This window comes from Pseudoflavonifractor sp. An176, assembly GCF_002160435.1.
GTDB lineage: Bacteria > Bacillota > Clostridia > Oscillospirales > Oscillospiraceae > Enterenecus > Enterenecus faecium.
This window is the reverse complement of record NZ_NFKO01000038.1, coordinates 1-16,176: the sequence shown is the minus strand read 5'-3', so window position 1 is coordinate 16,176 and position 16,176 is coordinate 1. Positions and strand designations below refer to the sequence as shown.

Here is a 16,176-nt window from a genome sequence, read left to right as displayed (position 1 = left end):
GCCGGGCTGGCGGCTGTGGTGACGGTGCGTCGTCGGCGCAGCTAAGCCCCTGATAAAACAAGAAAGTACGGTCAGAGAAATCTGGCCGTACTTTTTTCTTTATAGGGAGCTTTCTCCAATTTCTCAGGCTTCACCTCGTTCCCCTGGCGAGGGGAGACGCGCTCCGCTGGGGTCCATTTTGACTGGCCAAAATGGACGAAAAGCCACTTAGGGCGTTCCCCCCTAAGGACCTCCCTGGTGTACGAGGCTGGAACTGCGTCAAGTCTATGGTCGGCCCGTCACCCTTGCTGTGGCTCCTGCCACTGCCAGCACACCAGGCTAACCTGGCAGCTGGCCCTACAACCAGGCGGTTTCCACCTCCGGGCCTCCCCCGGAGAAGCGGCGTTCCCGCCGCCGAAAGCCAGGCCCCCGGCAACTGGGAACAGTTGCACACCTGGGTAAGGCCCTGGCGGTAGAAGTACAACTACACAGAGGAACAGGTACTTTCTGTAGCATGTCCACGCCATCTATGTGACATGAACCACTCCAAGGGCCGAACACAGAACACTGCACCTTCCACTCAGTACCGCGGGGTGGATTCCACAAGGCGGGGGAAGGCCCCGCCTTTGGCGATTCTTTCCCCTCTTTCTCATCGCTGAGAAAGGGGGCCCAGCGGAGCGTCCCTGGAAGGGCGCTGGTTTCCGCCGGGGAAATCGGAGAAGGGAACACGTTCTGTCTAAGTTCGAAAACAGCAAAAAAGTACGGTCAGTTCATTGCTGACCGTACTTTTTTATGATTTGGAGTTTAGCGACGGGTTTGCTTGCGTACCACCACGGCAGTGCTCAGCAGCAGCACCGCAGAGGCCAGAGCGGCCACGTACACCAGCAGCTGAGACTGGTCGCCAGTCTGAGGCACGCTCTCAGGCTTCTGAGTGGCCTGGGGCTTGGCGGTGGTCTGAGGCTGGTTGGTGGCCTCAGGAGTCTGAGAGGCTTCAGGCTTGTCAGTAGCCTCAGGAGCCTGGGAGGCCTCGGGTTGGTCCGTGGTCTCGGGAGCGCCACCAGCGGTGAGGCCGTTCATGGCGTCGCTGAGGGCAGCCACAGCGGCGTTCACGGTAGCCTGGTCGTCCTCGGTGAGGGTCTCGTCGGCCATGACAGCTTGAGCGTTCTGGAGAGCCGTGCGGAAGGTGGCCACGGATTCGGCGGTGTAGCCGGTGAGGTCGATGCTCTCGGCCTTGCCGATCAGGTCTTCCAGGATGGACTTGTCTGCCTTATAGCGCTGGGCCAGGATGGCGTCCAGCAGCGCGTCAGCGGCCTCGTCCATCTGGCCCTGCATGGTGTCGCTGGCATTGGCCAGAGTCTCCTCAGCCACAGCCAGAGCGTCCACCAGCTGCTGCCAGGTATCCGTGACATACTTGTCCTGATTGGCAATCATCTGGTTGGCACGGTCCACCAGCAGCTGGAGCATAGTGGGATCGCCCTTCTCCCAACCCAGCATGGCGTTGGCGATGAACAGGCGGTCGGTGACCTCGTCCACCTGAGCCTGGGTGTAGGCGCTGGGATTGGCCAGAATGGCCTTGGCATCGGCCAGAGCCTTCTCGTAGTAAGCCTTGGCAGAGTCGATGAGGTTGGAGTAGTCCTGAGCTGCAACCTCGGCATAGACCTTCTCCAGCAGGCCGGTGAAGGCGGGCTCCTCAGGCTCCCCGGACAGGTTGTCCATGGCCTCGTTGAGGGCGGCGGCAGCGGCGTCCACCTGGGCCTGGGTGGCGGTGGCGTCCACATACACCCGGCGTCCGGCCAGGGCTGCGGCCTCCACGGCCTGCCAGGCTTCGGGAGTGTAGTCGGCGCTGTTGAGGCCGTCGGCCTTGGTGAGGGCAGCGACCAGGGCGGTGAGGTCGGCCAGCTGGGCCTGGTCACAGCCGAAGGTGAGGAAGTCGATGATGACGTTGTAGCTGTTGTTGGCGTTCTCGTTGTCGGTTCCGGTGTTGGTGATGGTCAGGCGGTACTGGTCGTTGGTCTCACCGGTCCAGGCAAATAGCTCCTGCTGGTCCAGCTTCTCAGCGTTGTAGCCGTCCACGGTCTGGGTGTGCACCACTTCATTGTCGCTCAGGCGGGTGACAGTGAAGGTCATGATGGCCACGCCCACCGCCTTGCGGCCGTAGACTTGAACCTGGTTGCCGAAGAAGTCCACGGTCATGGACTCATTGGCGTTGGAGCACTTGAGCGCTTTGCCGCCGTCCAGGGTGGCGTCGGACAGGTTCACCCAGTTGCCGTTTTTCACCACCACGCTGTCCTCGGCGTTGACACGGGTGAGGGACAGGCCGTTCTTGGCGGTGGTGAGCAGGGTCACCATCTCGTCCACCTGGGCCTGGGTGTAGCCCTCGCCCTCCAGCAGGGCCTTGGCCTGGGCCAGGGTCTGCTGGAACACGTCCTGACGGGTCTCCTGATACATGGTCAGGTCCAGACCCTCGCAGGCGGCAATGAGCCCGGTGAGGGCGCGGGTGTCCACGGCGGGGACGTTCACCTGGGGCTCTTCACCCTGGGTGACGGAGACGGTGATGGTGTCGGTGACGGTCACATTATTGTAGGTAGCCTGGGCGGTGACGGTGTAGTCACCGGGGGCGGGGAAGGTGACGGTGTTGCCCTCCACGGTGGCCCCGTTGTTGGCGGTGTAGGTCACAGTGGCCTGGGGCTGCTGGGCCTGGCAGGTGCGGAAATACACGTGGGAGGCCAGGTCCACGGACACGGAGGTCTTGCCGTAGGGGATGACCTGAGCCATGGGCTGCTCCACTACCACACCGGCGATGGCGTCGTTGTCGCAGCCGGGCTGGGTGGTCTGGGCCACATTGGTGGTGAAGGAGACGAAGTTGGCGGCCTTGCCGTTTTCGGCGTTGTAGACGCGGATGGTGTAGGCCTCGTTGGTCTCAGACAGCTGGGCGAAGTCGTCCACGGTGATGGTGTCGGCGGTGGCGTTGTAGGTGTTCACAGTGACGGACTTCACTTCCTGGCCGTCCTGGTACGCCACCAGCTTCACGTTGCCGGCGCCGCCGCCCCGCTTGAGGGTGAAGGTGCCGCCGGTGCCCACCATGTCAAACTCCAGGTAGTTGCCCTCTTTCTTGGTGTAGATGACGCTCTTGGAGTTGAAGGTGGTGTTGACCCACTTGGTGTTGGACTCAGACACGGTCTCATTGATGACCTGGGTCTGCTGGGTGCCGTCGGAGAGGTACTTGGTGACCTCGTTGGGGGTGTAGGTCTGGGACACGGCCGCGGCCTGGTGGCCGGCTCCGGCGATGGCGCCCAGGTTCAGGGTATCCAGGCTGCCGCCCAGAATGTCCTGGCCGCCGTTGTTGTCCACCGCCACGCCAGCACCCACATAGGGGGAGTTGGCGGTGAGGGAGGCATTCACCAGGGCCTGGTCCCGGTTCAGGCCAAAGAGGTTGGACCCGCCCACAAACTGGGGATCGTCGGTGTGCTGGTTGGCATCCGTGGGGGCCACACAGCCGATGTACACGTTGTTGTCAAAGGAGGAGTTGGCGCCGGGGTAGAAGCAGTCCTTGCGATTGGCCACGGCGGAGTTGGTGAAGTACCAGATGTTGTTGGTGTAGTCCACCTCGTCTCCCTGGTACACGGCGTGGCAGTCCTTGTTGGACAGGAAGGTGTTGTTGTACACCTTGGCGCTCTCCAGCTTGGTGGTAGAGGTCTCACCCACCGCCACGATCTGGGCGTTGTGGGCGGTAAACACCCCGCTGTCATTCACCGACAGGTTGAAGCGGATGGTGTTGTTGCGGTTATAGGAGTTCTGGCGGACGTGGAGCATGTAGCCGCCGCCGTAATTGTCGTGGGTGTAGTTGTACTGGATGACGCCGTCCCGGGTCATGTCGTCCAGGTTGAAGGCCATGCCGTCGTTGCCGTTGACGCCATTGCACACCTCGTTGTACTGGAACACCATGCCGTTGGCCCGGTCACACCAGATGCCGCAGCCATAGCCCTCGTAGGTGCTCTGGAAGGTGTCCACCTTGTTGTACTCCACCAGCACCCCGTTGGTGTAGATGGGGATGATGCCGGAGCGGGTGACATTGTGGATGTCGTTGCCCCGGATGACCACGTTGGTGTGGCGGAAGGCCACGTCGTCCAGGGTGCCCTTGACGTTGGTGGTGGTGATGCCGTTGGCCTGGCAGTTCTCCACGGTGTTGTTCTCAATGAGAATGTCGTTGAAGGTGGTGATCTGCTTGGTCTCGTCCAGCTCCTGCACGGGGACGTTGAACTCGTTTTTGCTCTCCGGCAGCCGGGCGGTGTAGGTGACGAAGTTGATGCCGCCGGTGCGGTGGGTGGTACGAGCGCCCCAGAAGGTGTTGGTGGTGTTGGGGTTGGTCTGGTCCTCGTCGGTAAAGCCGTCGGTGGGGCTTCCGTCGGGGTTGGTGGGCACTACGGGGTAGATGTCGTCCTGGCCGTTGTAGCCCCGCACGTCGTGGACGTAGCAGTTGCGGATGTAGATGTGGTCAATGACCCCGTAGTCATAGCCCTCCACCCGGATGCCGCTGCGGTCCCGGTTGACGTTGTCCCCCTGGTTTTTCACTTCCAGGTTGTTGATCTCGATGTACTCCTGGTTGTACAGGTACACCGCAGCGCCGATCTGGTCCCCGGTCTCCCCAGTGAAGGGGCCCTGCCAGTCCTTGACCTGGGGCATGAAGTAGGCGCCGTTGCCGTCGATGAGGGGCTTGTCCCCCTCGCCGTACATGTCGATGACAATGGGGTAGCCCTCGCAGCCGGAGCCCTTGGGCCACAGGGTGCCGGTATACTGGGTACCGGCCTTGATGAGAATCTGGTCTCCGGGCTGGAAGGTCTTGGCGTTGATGTCCTCCAGGCTGTCAAAGGCATTGGCCGGGGTCAGGCCGTCCCCGTCGGTCTTGCCAATGGTGGCGTCCAGATAGTAGGTGGTGCCGTAGGAGGTGTCCTTTTTGGGTTGGGCCTGGGAGTTGCCCGCCACAGCGGGAACGGCCAGGGATACCGTCAGGGCGCCTGCCAGCAGCAGACTCAAGGATTTTTTCAGCATGGTATCATCCTTTCTCTTCTCTCCGCGAGGCCGTACCCCGGCCTCTGGGTGTTTATCTCTCATGATACCACGCCTGTGGGCGGGATGTATATACACTTTATATATAGAACTCGTTTTTTGTGTAAATTGTCAGAATCCCCAACTCTGGCTTGGCGGTTCTGCCCAGTTCCATTCCCGAATTTTTGAATTTTGGTGGTGAAAACTGTCATTCCCTGGATTTTTCAATTTATATCAATGAATTTAGGAACTATTTTTCTGAATTTGCAAGATCTTTACATTGGTTTTACCGACGCAAGATAGCGGTTGCCGCCCCCAGGCGAGTAGGATGATGTACAGCGCAGACAAGGAAGGAGTTTCCCCATGCACATCATCCAAAGCCCCCGGTTTGGGCAGCGTATTCTGGCAATTTTCGTTTGTTTGGTCACCGCCGTGCTGGCGGTTATGCCCTCGGTGTCGGTGTCCTTTCAAAGCTTGGTGTCTGACACCGTCTCCTATATCTCCGGCACCGTGCTGGAGGTGGTGGAGGAGGACCTCACCCCCAGCGATTTGAAGGGCGGCCCCCAGCTGGGGGAGCAGACCCTCACCATTGAGCTCAAAGACGGCTCCCAGATCACCCTCACCAACTACCTCACCAATACCCACAACATCCTGGCCCGGGAAGGGATGCGGGTGGTGGTGTGTGTGGACGCCCCGGAAAACGTAGAGCCCTACTACACCCTCTACCAGTACGACCGCAGCGTGGGCCTGGGGGTGGCGGTGGCCATCTTCCTGCTGTTGATGTTGCTGGTGGGCGGGGAAAAGGGCTTTTACGCCACTCTGGCTCTGGCCTTCTCTCTGGTGTTCCTGCTGAAGATCACCGTGCCGGTCATCTACTCCGGCGGCTCCCCCATTCTGGCGGGGCTGGCCATGGTGCTGGTGTCCACGGCCGTCACCGTCTTCCTCATCTACGGCCTGTCCCCCCGAGGGGTGCTGGGCATCGGGGTGGTGCTGGCGGGCGAGTTTGTGGCCTGTGGGCTGTTTCTCCTCTTCTCCGTGCTGCTCCACCTGTCCGGATTTAAGAGCGGCGATGCAGAAAACCTGTTGGTGGCCGCCCAGAACACGGGCCTGAACATCTCCACGGTGCTCTTTGCCGCCACCATGATCGCCTCCCTGGGCGCCGTGATGGACGTGGCGGTGTCTCTGCTGTCCGCTCTGTGGGAGGTGCGCCTGGCCGACCCGGACATCACCGGGCGTGGACTGTGGCGGGCCGGGCTGCGTATGGGCCGGGACATGATCGGCACCATGAGCAACACCCTGATTTTTGCCTTTGCCGGCGGCTCCCTCACCACCCTGCTGGTGCTGATGACCTACGGCACCGACCCCGTGCAGCTGCTCCACTCCGACTACATCGCCCTGGAGATGGCCCACGGCCTGTGCGGCACCTGTGCCGTCATCCTCACCGTCCCCCTGGCCTCCCTGGTCTCGGCAGCAGTGTATCCCAAGTGGAGAACCCCTGAGTTGTCTCAGGTTTCTCAATAAAATTGTAAGAATGTCAGTAAGGAGAGAAAGTATGTTACACAAAAACGCAAAGAAAGTGATCTCCGGCGTCCTCGGCACCTGCCTGGTGCTCCAGCTGGCCTCCCTGCCCTCTCTGGCTCAGACCTCCAACGTCCCCGACCAGACCCAGACCGCTGTCACCGCTCAGGAGAACAGCGGGGTCCAGACTCTGGCCAGCACCAGCTTCACCGACGTGCTGCTGAGCGTGGGCGCCAATAACACCCAGATGAACGCCACCTGGTATGCCGCCCAGGAGGGGGCCGGCTACGTGCTGGTGGCCAAGCAGAGCCAGCTGGTGAACGGCGCTATGCCCGAGAACGCCGCCAAGTTTGATGCCACCTCCACCCCCGCCAACGAGAGCGGCAAGTGGTCCAACCAGGCCACCATCACCGGCCTGGAGCCCGGCACCGTCTACGCCTATCAGCTGGTGAATGGGGAGGAGAAGTCCGACGTGGCCACCTTCACCACCGCCACCAACGGCGCGTTCTCCTTTGCCTTTGCCGGTGACCCCCAGATTGGCGCCAGCGGCAACGCCGACAGCGACACCCGGGGCTGGGACAAGACCCTGGGCATCATCGCCGACAGCACCCAGTTTGACGGGGTGGACTTCCTCCTCTCCGCCGGTGACCAGGTGAACACCGCCTCCAACGAGGACCAGTACAACGGCTACCTGGACCACGACGAGCTGCTGAGCCTGCCCGTGGCCACCGTCGTGGGCAACCACGACTCCTCCAGCAACGCCTATGACCAGCACTTCAACGTGCCCAACGAGTCCGAGCTGGGCGTCACCAACGCCGGCGGCAACTACTGGTTTGTGTACAACAATACCCTGTTTTTGGCTCTGAACAGCAACAGCATGTCCACCGCCGAGCACAAGGCCTTCATGGAGCAGGCCATCGCCGAGGCCGGTGACGTGGACTGGAAGGTGGTCACCTTCCACCACTCCGTCTACTCCGTGGCCAGCCACGCCGTGGATGGCGACATCCTCCAGCGCCGTGAGGCCCTGGTGCCCGTGTTCGAGGACCTGGACATCGACGTGGTGCTCATGGGCCACGACCACGTGTATGTGCGTACTTACATGATGGACGGCCTGACCCCCATCACCGAGTCTGACAAGTACACCGACCAGGACGGCGACGGCATCCCTGAGTCCGTCACCAACCCCGACGGCATCCTGTATGTCACCGCCAACTCCGCCTCTGGCTCCAAGTTCTACACCATCCAGAGCACCAAGTATGAGTACTCCGCCGTCCAGAACCAGGAGCGGGTGCCCAACGTGTCCCGTGTGGACGTGTCTGAGGACGCCTTCACCATCACCACCTACCGCACCAGCGACATGAGCGTGGTGGACACCTTCACCATCAACCGTGAGACCGCCAACACCAGCCTGCTGCAAAAGACCTATGACTACGCTGTGACCCTGTCCACCGAGGGCGTCACCGACACCGCCAAGGCAGCCTTTGAGAAGGCTCTCACCGAGGCCAAGAACGTGCTGGACAACCCCAACGCCACCCAGGCTGAGGTGAACACCGCTTGGGACGCCCTGCTGGAGGGCATCTGGGGTCTGGGCCTGGTACAGGGCGACAAGACCATGCTGGAGCAGCTCATCAACAAGGCTGATGGCATGATTCCCGACGAGGACAAGTACATGCCCGACCACTGGCAGGATCTGGTGGACGCCCTGGCTGCTGCCAAGGACGTGGCCGCTGACGGCGACGCCATGGAAGAGGACATCCAGCCTGTGGCCCAGGCCCTGCTGAATGCCATCCTGGCCCAGCGCTTCAAGGCTGACAAGTCCATCCTGGAAGACCTGATCAGCAAGGCCGAGAGCATCGACCTCACCGGCTACACCGCCGAGTCCGTGGCCGTCTTCCAGAAGGCCCTCAGCGAGGCTCAGGCTGTGATGGCCAACGCCGACCTCACCGAGGACGACCAGGCGACCGTGAACGCCGCTGTGGCCGCTTTGAGCGACGCCATGAACGGCCTCACCGCCGGTGGCGCTCCCGAGACCACCGACAAGCCCGAGGCCTCCCAGACCCCCGAGGCCACTGAGGAGCCTCAGGCCACCGACAAGCCCCAGACCACCCAGAAGCCTGAGAGCAACGTGCCTCAGACTGGTGACAATGCCCAGCTGGGCCTGATGTTCAGCATCCTGGTGCTGTCCGCCGCTGGCATGGGTGCTGTTGTAACCCTGCGTAAGCGTCGCAGCTAATTCCCAAACAAGTGAGAAAGTACGGTCAGAGAAATCTGGCCGTACTTTTTGCTTTTTTGAGCTAGAGAAAGTGCTTCTTCTACCGCTTCTCAGGTGTATCTCTTCCCCTGGCAAGGGGAGACGCGCTCCGCTGGGGTCCATTTTGAGTGGCCAAAATGGACGAAAAGCCACTTAGGGCGTTCCCCCCTAAGGACCTCCCTGGGGTACGAGGCTGGGCCTGCGTCAAGGCTATATTCGGCCCGTCACTCTTGTTGTGGCCCCTGTTACTGCCACCACACCAGGCTACCTTGGGCAGCTGGCCCTATAGCCGGGTGGTTTCCATGTCCGGGCCTACCCCGGAGAAGCGGCGTTCCCGCCGCCGGGAGCCAGGCTATCCGCAACTGGGAACAGTTGCACACCAGGGTAAGGCCCTGGAGGTAGAAGTTTATTCGCCATAGAAGCTGAAACTTACAATAGGATTGTCATGCCATCTATGTGACCCCACCGAGCCAAGGGGCGCAAAGAGGAGGACGCAGGGACATCCAGTACCGCGGGGTGGATTCCACAAGGCGGGGGAAGGCCCCGCCTTTGGCGATTCTTTCCCCCATTTCTCATCGGGGAGAAATGGGGCCCAGCGGAGCGCGTCTCCCCTCGCCAGGGGAACAAGGCGATGCCTGAGAAATTAGAGAAGAACAGACTATAGATTGGATGAATATAACAGCGCGAGGAATTTGTGACCAAGAAAACATGTGCTCTTTGTACAAAATTGGGTGACTGAAATTTGGTGTGGATGTGGATAGACGTGCCCAGGCCAGCGGCGTGGCCTCCGTGGCCGGGGTGGACGTGCCCGCCGATCCGCTGACCCTGTCCAAGCTCACCGGCATCACCGTCCAGCAGAATGCCCCCTACACCGATGGCGGCAAGCTGGACCTCACCGTCACCGCCACCTATGACTCCGGCTACACCCGGGATGTCACCACGCTGGCCACCGTCTCCGACTTTGAGGCCGCCGGCGACACCGTCACCGTCACCTACCAGGAGAACAGCGTCACCTGCGCCGCCACCCTCACCGTTCAGGGCGAGCAGCCCCAGGTGACTCCCACCCCCGCCCCCGAGGTCACCGACAAGCCTCAGGTCACCCAAAAGCCTGAGAACGTGCCTCAGACCGGCGACGACGCCACCGTCACCCTCTACGTGGTGACTCTGGCCGCCTCTCTGGCCCTGTTGGGGGGCGCCGTTGTGGTGCATCGCCGCCGTCAGCGCTAATTGGCCGCAGGTTAGTAATTTGCTCCAAAAACTGCTGAGAAGCGGGCTTTCGCTTCTCAGCAGTTCCTATTTTTAATAAAAATTGCCTATTTTGCCCCTGGGGATTGTGTGAAACACCGCAACGAGGCAGACCGCACAGGTGGAAAACTTGTGAAAAGTGCATAGAATTTTCCCGATGGGTTTGGCTGTTCCGTCTGTGGACAGGTGAAAATTGGTCTGTTATCATTACTATAAAGGCAATAGATTCGGCACACAGCCGACGGTTTCCCCACTGGGGGTGGAACTGTCGGCCATTGGGATGTTACTGTTCAATCAGGCATAACCACATGTGTCACTGCTTCGGACGAGAGGAATGGGTGATGGGACCTTCAGATTGAGGCAGTGGGCGTGTGGTTATTCTTTTTTGGGCGGAACACATCCGGCGAAGCTTGCCCTAAGTACAAGAGAAGACAAGAAGGAAGAGGTGTAACGTATGAAGAAGTCCCTGAAGCGCGGACTGGCCGCACTGTTGGCAGCTGTGATGCTCACCAGCGGTCTGGCCGCATCGGCGGCAGCTCAGCCCAAGGCGGACAATGTGAATCTGGCCCGCCTGGACGGCGTGGTAGCCACTGCCTCCGACACCGAGACCGACAAGTTCCCCCCCTCTGCCACCATTGACGGCAACTATGAGGATACCTCCCGCTGGGGAACCAACAACGATGGCAAGGGCACCACCGAGCGCTGGCTCCAGCTGGACCTGGGCGCCCGGTACTCCATCGACAGCTTTAAGGTATTCTGGGAGAAGACCAACATCCAGGACTACACCATTGAGACCTCCACCGATGGCTCTGAGTGGACCCAGCAGGTGGTGGTCACCGGCGCTGCTGCCGCCCGTGAGGTGGAGCACCAGCTGGAGAACGCTGTGGTGGCCCGCTATGTGCGTCTGAGCGTCACCAAGTACGGCCAGTCCGTGTCCAACTGGTGGAACGTGGGCGTGCGTGAGTTCGAGGTGTACGGCAACGATGAGGTGGTTCCCGTCATCGGCAACCTGGCCCGCCTGAGCGGCGTCACCGCCACTGCCTCCGACACCGAGACCGACAAGTTCCCCCCCTCCGCCACCATCGATGGCAACTATGATGAGGCCTCCCGCTGGGGAACCAACAACGATGGAAAGGGTACCACCGAGCGCTGGCTCCAGCTGAACCTGGGCGAGGAGCGCACCATCACCGGCTTCAAGGTGTTCTGGGAAAAGACCAACATCCAGACCTACTACATCGAGACCTCCACCAACGGCACCGACTGGACCCAGCAGGTGTTTGTGGAGTCTGCCGATGGTACTCTGGAGCCCGAGCACCAACTGGCTGAGGCTGTCACCGCTCAGTATGTGCGTCTGCGTGTGACCAAGTACGGCGAGGCTGTGTCCAAATGGTACAACGTGGGTGTGCGGGAGTTTGAGGTGTACGGCCACATGCCCGAGGATGCTGGCAGCGATGTGGTGAAGCTCCCCGAGGGCACCAACATCGCTCGTCAGAACGGCGTGATCGCCTCCGCCACCAACGTGGAGAGCGGCACCTCCTTCACCGCTGACAAGGCTCGTGACGGCGACAAGACCTCCAAGAGCTCCCGTTGGGCCACCGACATCGGCGTGAAGAACCCCACCATCACCTACAACCTGGGCAACACCTACATGGTGGGCAGCGTCATTCTCTACTGGGAGAGCAACAACCCCGACAAGTGGTATGTGCAGACCTCCATGGACGGTGAGCAGTGGACCACCCAGAAGACCTTTGAGGGCAAGCTGACCAGCGGCGCTCCCATCCAGACCGTGAACTTCGATGCCCCCGTAGAGGCCCGCTATGTCCGGGTTTGGGTGGAGAAGTACAGCAGCACCTACTGGAACAACGTGGCTATGTATGAGTTTGAGGTGTACCAGGAGGAGTCTGAGATCGTGGTCACCCCCGCCAACACCGCTGAGACTCTGGCCCAGAGCATCCAGATTCAGGACGGCAAGGTGGTCATGACCGGCGAGGTGCCCGAGAAGTACACCGCCACCTGGGGCTGCAACTATGAGCAGGTGGTGGATGCCTCCGGCGCCATCCACACCCCCCTGGTGGATACCACCGTGGAGATCTCCGTCACTGTGCGTGACAAGAACGACACCACCACCTGTGGCTCTGCTACTGTGGAGCTGGACATCCCCGGCGTCAACTCCGCCAACGAGGGCAACGCCAAGCCCGCCGTGGTGCCTGAGCTGGCCCAGTGGTACTCCGCTGCCGACCAGAAGGGTCTGACCTATGCCATCACCGCCGACAGCCGCATCGTGGCCGACGACACCTTCGCCTCCGTGGCCAAGGAGCTCCAGGCCGACCTGAAGGACCTGTTCGGCCTGACCCTCCCCATCGTCAACGACACCCCCAAGGCCGGCGACATCAGCCTGGTGTACCACGATCAGGCTGGCTTCGACAAGGAGACCTACAACATGGTGGTCACCGACCAGGTGGTCATCCAGGCCAACGACGCCACCGGCGCCTACTGGGGCACCCGCTCTGTGCTCCAGGCCCTGCAGCTGTCCGGTAACCTGACCATCGCCCAGGGTACCGCCTGTGACTACCCCGAGTTTGAGAACCGTGGCTTCATGCTGGACGTGGGCCGTAAGCCCACCTCCATGGAGACTCTGAAGACCATCTCCAAGACCATGGCTTGGTACAAGATGAACAGCTTCCATGTGCACCTGAGCGACAACCTCATCTTCATGGAGGACTACTACAAGGCCGGCGAGGATGAGGATGGCATCCGTCAGGCTTACCAGGGCTACCGCCTGGAGTACTCCGATGATGGCCTGACCTCCAAGGACTACTACTACACCAAGGCCGAGTTCAAGGACTTCATGGCCTACTCCCGTGCCCTGGGCGTGGATATTATCCCCGAGCTGGACGTGCCCGCCCACGCTCTGTCCATCACCAACTACATTATGTACTCCCTGAATCGCCCCGACCTGGTGCTCCACCAGATCGACACTGCCCACCCCTGGGTGGATCATGTGGATATCAAGCAGCAGGAGGGCATTGACATCATCAAGGAGATCTACGACGAGTACATCGACGAGGACCTCTTCGATGAGAACACCATCGTGCACATCGGTGCCGACGAGTTCTATGAGAGCCACCCCGCCTACCGCAACTTCCTCATTCAGATGATCGACTACATCGAGAACGTGAAGCATCGTCAGGTCCGGGTCTGGGGCAGCCTGTCCTCCATGAACGGCGGCGAGGGCTATAAGTTCGGCCCCGAGCACGTCCAGGGCGCTCAGATGAACATCTGGAACACCGGCTGGGCCAAACCCCAGGATATGTTCAACCTGGGCTTCGGCCTCATCAACACCATTGACGGCCAGCTGTACATGGTGCCCAGCGGCAACGGCAGCATGGGCGGCTACGGCGACTGGCTCAACTCCCAGAACCTGTACAACTCTTGGGAGCCCGAGAACATGGGCGGTACCATGATTCCCTCTGGTTCTTCCCTGATGTTGGGCGCCTGCTACGCCATCTGGAACGACAACATCGACACCCGTGCCGCCGGCATCAACGAGACCGACCTGTACACCCGCTTTGTGGACGCCCTGCCCTACCTGAGCACCAAGATGTGGGGCACTGGCGGCAACGGCCTGGACCGTGACTACAACACCCTGAAGGCTGATGTGGCCACCCTGGGCGCTGCCCCCAACACCAACCCCTATCACACCATCGACCTGGCCGAGGGCACTCAGGAGTACGCTCAGTATTCCTTCACCGACACCCAGGACCGCTCCGGCAACGACCGTGACCTGACCCTCAACGGCGCCTCCCTCACCGACGGCACCCTGACCCTCACCGGGGACAGCTCCTACGCCTCCACCGGTCTGGACGTCATGGGCCCCAAGAACACCGTGTCCCTGCGGCTGTTTAAGGCCAGCACCTCCAACTCCGGCGAGCAGATCATTCTGGAAGCCGACGCCGCCTACGGCGAGACCACCGTGAAGGCCATCGCCAATGAGGACGGCACCTGGAAGCTGGGCTTTGCCCGTGAGCTGTACGAGTACGAGTTCGACTACAACCTGCCCTGCGATGAGTGGGTGGAGCTGACCATCACCAACGAGGGCAACAAGACCTACCTGCTGGTGGACGGTGAGAAGATCGCCGCTGTGGGTTACTTCCTCCCCGACGAGAACGCCACCACCCAGTTCATGGGCAAGACCGGCATCACCTACTCCTCCTTCAACATTCCCGTGGCCCGCATCGGTTCTGAGACCAATTCCTTCGTGGGTCAGGTGGACGACGTGATGTTCTACGCCAACGGCGTGACTCCCACCGCCAAGCACCAGGTGACCTTCAACTCCATGGGCGGCTCCGCTGTGGAGGCCGTGGTGGTGGCCGATGGCCAGACCGTGGCTCAGCCCGAGGCTCCCGTGATGGAGGGCTACACCTTCGGCGGCTGGTACACCGACGAGAACTGCACCACCGCCTACGACTTTGACGCCGCTGTCACCGCCGACATCACCCTGTACGCCAAGTGGACCGCCAACGAGCCCGCCGACACCACCATGATGAAGGCTGTCTATGACAAGGCCGTCGAGGAGGACTACTCCAACCTCATCGACAGCGCCAAGGCCTACTATGAGCAGGCTCTGGCTGACGCCGAGGCCATTCTGGCTGATCCCGCCGCCTACACCCAGGCTCAGGTGGACGAGGTCACCGACCGTCTGCTCAACGCCGTGTGGATGCTGGACTGGGTCAAGGGCAACCCCGCCGCCCTCCAGCTCCTGGTGGACCGCGCCAACCAGATGATGGACAACGCGGACAAGTATGTCTCCGACAACTGGCAGCTGCTGGTGGACGCTCTGGCCGATGCCGAGAAGATCCTGGCCGAGGCTGGCGACACCATGCAGGGTGCAATGGACGAGGCCGCTGACGCGCTGCTGGACGCCATTCTGGCCCAGCGCTTTAAGGCAGACAAGTCCATCCTGGAAGACCTGATCGGCAAGGCCGAGGGCATCAACCTGGAGGGCTACACCGCTGAGTCCGTGGCCGCCTTCCGCACGGCTCTCCAGAACGCTCAGGCTGTCATGGCCGACGAGAGCCTCTCTGAGGACGACCAGGCTACCGTGAACGCTGCTGTGGCTGCCCTCAGCGACGCCATGAACGGCCTCACCGCCGGCGGCGCTCCCGAGGCCTCCCAGAAGCCTGAGACCACCGACAAGCCTCAGGCCACCGAGAAGCCCGAGAAGGTGCCTCAGACTGGCGACCAGTCTCTGCTGCTGGTGTACGTGGCCATCCTGGCCTCCACCGTGCTGCTGCTGAGCACTGCCGTGGTGGTGCGCAAGCAGACCCGTCGCTAAGCTCTAGAACTACAAAAAGTACGGTCAGCTTCGGCTGACCGTACTTTTTTACTTCAAAAGCCTCCCTTGTGTAAAGGGAGGTGGCACGGCGCAAGCCGGGTCGGAGGGATTGTCCTGCTCCAGTTCCTGGGCAGAACCCAGCGCCCTTCCAGGGACGCTCCGCTGGGCCCGATTTCTCCCCGATGAGAAATCGGGGAAAGAATCGCCAAAGGCGGGGCCTTCCCCCGCCTTGTGGAATCCACCCCGCGGTACTGGGAGCCCCTGCGTCCTCCTTGTTTCGGCCCTTGGCATGATAGTGTCACATAGATGGCGTGGAACTTCTACAGAAAATACCTACTTCTCTAGCAGACAGTGCTTCTATCGCCAGGGCCTTACTCTGGTGAGCCGCTGTTCCCAGCTATCGGCGGCGGGAACGCCGCTTCTCCGGGGTAGGCCCGGAGGTGGAAACCGCCTGGTTGTAGGGCCAGCTGCCAGGTTAGCCTGGTGTGGTGGCACAAACAGGAGCCACAGCAAGGGTGACGGGCCGACCATAGACTTGACGCAGTTCCAGCCTCGTACACCAGGGAGGTTCTTAGGGGGGAACGCCCTAAGTGGCTTTTCGTCCATTTTGGCCAGTCAAAATGGACCCCAGCGGAGCGCGTCTCCCCTCGCCAGGGGAACGAGGTGAAGCCTGAGAAATTGGAGAAGAACAAACTCCCTATAAAGAAAAAAGTACGGCCAGATTTCTCTGACCGTACTTTCTTGTTTTATCAGGGGCTTAGCTGCGCCGACGACGCACCGTCACCACAGCCGCCAGCCCGGC

Annotated in this window: 5 protein-coding genes; 4 read left to right on the top strand and 1 reads right to left on the bottom strand. The window is 61.2% G+C overall.

What is annotated here, in order from left to right; genetic code table 11:
* Window positions 1-783 precede the first annotated feature (783 nt).
* Window positions 784-5,028 carry a right-handed parallel beta-helix repeat-containing protein gene (locus B5F12_RS10630; RefSeq protein WP_087234203.1) on the bottom strand — a complete coding sequence of 1,415 codons (4,245 nt, stop codon included), beginning with the start codon at window positions 5,026-5,028 and terminating at the stop codon, window positions 784-786.
* A gap of 360 nt (window positions 5,029-5,388) precedes the next feature.
* On the opposite strand from B5F12_RS10630, the gene B5F12_RS10625 reads away from it, so the two are divergent.
* The 4 genes from B5F12_RS10625 (at window position 5,389) to B5F12_RS10610 (ending at window position 15,374) form a co-directional block, all read left to right on the top strand.
* Window positions 5,389-6,546: a YibE/F family protein gene (locus B5F12_RS10625; RefSeq protein ID WP_087234201.1), complete on the top strand. Its 1,158-nt coding sequence runs from the start codon at window positions 5,389-5,391 to the stop codon at window positions 6,544-6,546.
* A 31-nt stretch (window positions 6,547-6,577) separates the two neighbouring features.
* Entirely contained in the window at window positions 6,578-8,776 is a 2,199-nt protein-coding gene (locus tag B5F12_RS10620; RefSeq protein ID WP_158096803.1) for a metallophosphoesterase, read from the top strand.
* A gap of 765 nt (window positions 8,777-9,541) precedes the next feature.
* Window positions 9,542-10,021, top strand: a complete 480-nt coding sequence (locus B5F12_RS10615; protein WP_158096802.1) for an LPXTG cell wall anchor domain-containing protein — start codon at window positions 9,542-9,544, stop codon at window positions 10,019-10,021.
* 472 nt (window positions 10,022-10,493) lie between these two features.
* Window positions 10,494-15,374: a discoidin domain-containing protein gene (locus tag B5F12_RS10610; protein ID WP_087234195.1), complete on the top strand. Its 4,881-nt coding sequence runs from the start codon at window positions 10,494-10,496 to the stop codon at window positions 15,372-15,374.
* Window positions 15,375-16,176: the final 802 nt, after the last annotated feature.

Bases quoted from the DNA above. Each gene is read 5' to 3' on its own strand.
- B5F12_RS10630 (WP_087234203.1), bottom strand. From the start codon at position 5,028: ATGCTGAAAAAATCCTTGAGTCTGCTGCTGGCAGGCGCCCTGACGGTA.
- B5F12_RS10625 (WP_087234201.1), top strand. From the start codon at position 5,389: ATGCACATCATCCAAAGCCCCCGGTTTGGGCAGCGTATTCTGGCAATT.
- B5F12_RS10620 (WP_158096803.1), top strand. From the start codon at position 6,578: ATGTTACACAAAAACGCAAAGAAAGTGATCTCCGGCGTCCTCGGCACC.
- B5F12_RS10610 (WP_087234195.1), top strand. From the start codon at position 10,494: ATGAAGAAGTCCCTGAAGCGCGGACTGGCCGCACTGTTGGCAGCTGTG.